The following is a 2,915-nucleotide window of genomic DNA, read 5'->3' as shown; positions in this document are numbered from 1 at the left end:
GCAGGGCGTGCTCGCGCATCATCTGGACAGCGTCGTCGACCGAGCTGTCGGGGCCCAGAGACATCACATCGGGCGAGCAGGCCTGCCCGACGGTGGCGTGAGGGCCGGCCGAGTCGGCGAGGCAGCGCACGACGAGATCGCGGTCGGTGACGATGCCGCGCAGGCGGTCGTCGTCGACCACGAGCACGTCGCCGATGTCGCGGTCGCGCATCAGGCGGGCGGCGTCGGCGATCAACGCGTCGGAGCGGACGCTGGCGACCTGATCGGTCATCACGTCACGCAACATGGTGGTGGTCATAGGGGTCCTCCTGGATTGGGGTGGTTGCTGGTGACCTAGTGGTTGCGGAGAGCGTCGATCAGCTCGCCCTTCGACATCTTCGAACGGCCGTCGATGCCGATCTCGCGGGCCCGGTCCAAGAGTTCGTCCTTGGTGCGGTCCTCGTAGTCCTCCGCTGTGGCGCCGCGGCGCCCAACGGTGCTGCGGCCTTCGGCGGCCGAGGCGTTGGCGATCCGCGCCGCCTTCTCCTTGCTCGCGCCGTCGCGGCGCAGCGCTTCGTACTGTTCTGGATCCTTCACTGAGGGTCCGGGGCGTTTGCCAGGCATCGCAACGATCCTCCTCGGGCAACCGGGAGAACTCGCGCTACCCGCCGAGCCGCGTCGCGAAACGTGCGCCGACGCATGGCCCCGTCCACCGCGGGGTACTGCGAAGCCGGGCGGTTCACCAATCGAAATCAGGATGGAGCATCTGATGAAGGCAGTGACCTGGCACGGCAAGCGCGACGTACGCGTCGAGACCGTTCCCGATCCCACCATCCAGGAACCGACCGACGCGATCATCCGTGTGACGTCGTCGGGGCTGTGCGGGTCGGACCTACACCTGTACGACGTGTTGACCCCGTTCATGACCGAAGGCGACATCCTCGGGCATGAACCGATGGGCATCGTCGAAGCGGTCGGGAGCGCGGTGTCCCACATCGCACCCGGCGACCGGGCCGTGGTGCCGTTCAACATCTCGTGCGGGTCGTGCCCGATGTGCGACACCGGGCTGCAATCCCAGTGCGAGACGACCCAGGTGCGCGAACACGGCAAGGGCGCGGCCTTATTCGGCTACACGAAGCTCTACGGCCAGGTGCCCGGCGGCCAAGCGGAGTTCTTGCGCGTGCCGCAAGCCCACTACGGGCCGATCAAGGTTCCCCACGGGCCACCCGACGACCGCTTCGTGTACCTGTCCGATGTGCTGCCGACGGCGTGGCAGGCGGTGCAGTACGCGAGCGTTCCGCCCGGCGGATCGGTCGTGGTGCTCGGGCTCGGGCCGATCGGGGCGATGGCGTGTCGGGTCGCGGCACATCTCGGCGCTGGGTCGGTGATCGGTGTCGACCTCGTGCCCGAGCGGCTCGAACGGGCCAAGCGATACGGCGCCGAGGTGTTCGATCTGACGGAGTGCGATGATCGCGCCGCCGCGGTCGCCGCGCTCGCGGAGATGACGTCCGGCGGGCCGGACGCGGTGATCGATGCGGTCGGCATGGAAGCGCACGGATCGACCGGCGCCAAAGCGATGCAGACGATGGCCGGCCTCCTGCCGGACCGCGTGGCGGAGGGCATGCTGAAGCGCGTGGGTGTCGACCGATTGGCTGCACTCCTGCTGGCGATCGACGTGGTCCGGCGGGGCGGCACGCTGTCGCTGGCGGGGGTGTACGGGGGGGATGACCGATCCGCTGCCGATGATGGTCCTGTTCGACAAGCAGATCCAGATGCGCATGGGCCAGACCAACGTCCGCCGCTGGGTCGACGACCTCTTGCCGCTCGTGACCGAGCGCGACGTGCTCGACGTGGAGGGCTTCGCCACCCACCACGTGCCGCTGACCGACGCCCCGAGCGCTTACGAGATGTTCCAGCACAAGACCGACGGAGCGATCAAAGTGCTGTTTCAACCCACCTGACGTGACGCCCGATTGAACCGCCCGGCCGCGGGGCACCGTCCCACCATGGCGTGTTCACCAGTCCAGAGCATCCGCAAGATCCTGTTGCCGCTGGCGCTGGCCGCCGCGTGCACCGTCGGCTGTGCCGACGACGAGCCGACCGAGGAGGTACCCGACGCGACCCTCTCGGACCAGGAGTTCAACCCGGCCCCGGGCGCCTCGTCCGACCTCGGCGACGGCAGCGGCGAGGGCGGCAATCCGAGCGACGGCGGCAGCGATGACGGCGATTCCCCAGCCGGCAGCGTTGCACCCTGACTTGGGTTTCGGGCGGCGACGGTGAGGGCATCTCCCCGCAGCACCCCCGAGATCGAAGGAGTACGACATGAATGACAACCAGCTGACCGAACTGCTGCTGCAGGGCCTCGAGACCGAGCGCGGCGGCATCCAGGTGTACACCACGGCCATCAAATGCGCGGTCAACGATGACCTGCGTTCCGAATGGGAGGAGTACCTCGAGCAGACCACCCGCCACGAGCAGGTGATGACCAACGTGCTCGACGAACTGGGGATCGACCCGCAGACCGAAACCCCGGGCCGTGCGGTGGTGCGCCACATCGGCGAGTCGCTTGTGGCCGCCATGGAAATGGCCTTGGCGGCCGGACCGCCCGAGGCAGCGGAACTGGTCGCGGGTGAGTGCGTGGTGTTCGCCGAGACCAAAGACCACCTCAACTGGGAACTGATGGGCCTCGTGGCCGAGGACGCTCCCCAGGCGACCGCGGCGGTGCTCGAGGCGGCCAGCGACGAGGTGGAGGACGAGGAGGACGAGCACCTCTACCACTCCACGGGTTGGACACGTGAGCTGTGGCTCCAATCGCTCGGGCTGCGTTCGGTGCTGCCCCCGCCGGAGGAGCAGAAGCACGTCAAGACTGCGATCGGCGCCGCCCGCGCCAAGAACGCCCGCGACGAGATGGCCTCCGTATGACCCTCGCCAGCGGG

Annotated in this window: 4 protein-coding genes and 1 pseudogene; 3 read left to right on the top strand and 2 right to left on the bottom strand. The window is 68.5% G+C overall.

Annotated elements, in window-relative coordinates:
- Positions 1-298, bottom strand: a 298-nt coding sequence (locus GX543_RS13205; protein WP_290852460.1) for a CBS domain-containing protein, incomplete at its 3' end; no start/stop codon positions are given.
- Between the two features lie 35 nt (positions 299-333).
- Positions 334-603, bottom strand: coding sequence for a Rho termination factor N-terminal domain-containing protein (locus GX543_RS13200; RefSeq protein ID WP_290852458.1), 270 nt, complete (start codon positions 601-603; stop codon positions 334-336).
- Positions 604-748: 145 nt separating this feature from the next.
- On the opposite strand from GX543_RS13200, the pseudogene GX543_RS13195 reads away from it, so the two are divergent.
- The 3 genes and pseudogenes from GX543_RS13195 (at position 749) to GX543_RS13185 (ending at position 2,901) form a co-directional block, all read left to right on the top strand.
- Positions 749-1,940: pseudogene (locus GX543_RS13195) on the top strand (zinc-dependent alcohol dehydrogenase).
- Positions 1,941-1,985: 45 nt separating this feature from the next.
- Entirely contained in the window at positions 1,986-2,234 is a 249-nt protein-coding gene (locus GX543_RS13190; protein ID WP_290852456.1) for a hypothetical protein, read from the top strand.
- Between the two features lie 67 nt (positions 2,235-2,301).
- On the top strand, positions 2,302-2,901 hold the full coding sequence (locus tag GX543_RS13185; protein ID WP_290852455.1) for a hypothetical protein: 600 nt from the start codon (positions 2,302-2,304) through the stop codon (positions 2,899-2,901).
- Positions 2,902-2,915 lie beyond the last annotated feature (14 nt).

Origin of the sequence: Gordonia sp. (in: high G+C Gram-positive bacteria) (assembly GCF_012515855.1) — a bacterium.
In the GTDB taxonomy this organism is placed as follows: Bacteria; Actinomycetota; Actinomycetes; order Mycobacteriales; family Mycobacteriaceae; genus Gordonia.
Note: the sequence above shows the minus strand (reverse complement) of the source record. Positions and strands in the feature narration are given on the sequence as shown.

What these genes read in the sequence shown, in the direction of transcription:
- GX543_RS13200 (WP_290852458.1), bottom strand. Translation starts at nt 603, where the DNA reads ATGCCTGGCAAACGCCCCGGACCCTCAGTGAAGGATCCAGAACAGTAC.
- GX543_RS13190 (WP_290852456.1), top strand. Translation starts at nt 1,986, where the DNA reads ATGGCGTGTTCACCAGTCCAGAGCATCCGCAAGATCCTGTTGCCGCTG.
- GX543_RS13185 (WP_290852455.1), top strand. Translation starts at nt 2,302, where the DNA reads ATGAATGACAACCAGCTGACCGAACTGCTGCTGCAGGGCCTCGAGACC.